1 pseudogene is annotated in these 226 nt (G+C 50.9%); it reads left to right on the top strand.

Annotation, left to right across the window (positions count from 1 at the left end):
* Positions 1-226: pseudogene (gene ahlK / locus FLQ03_RS11365) on the top strand (N-acyl homoserine lactonase AhlK); the annotation flags it as partial.

Here is a 226-nt window from a genome sequence, read left to right as displayed (position 1 = left end):
AGAAGAACAGGGTTGCGTGGAACAACTTAAGAGGATTGGCATTGCTCCTGAGGATATCCGCTATGTGGTCCTGTCCCATTTGCACTCTGATCATACGGGAGCAATTGGTCGCTTCCCCCATGCTACGCATGTTGTCCAGAGGCAAGAGTATGAATATGCCTTTGCCCCTGACTGGTTTACTTGGGGAGCCTATTGCCGACGCGATTTCGATCGTCCCCAACTTAAC

It is taken from the genome of Vogesella urethralis (assembly GCF_007644045.2).
GTDB lineage: Bacteria > Pseudomonadota > Gammaproteobacteria > Burkholderiales > Chromobacteriaceae > Vogesella > Vogesella urethralis.
Note: the sequence above shows the minus strand (reverse complement) of the source record. Positions and strands in the feature narration are given on the sequence as shown.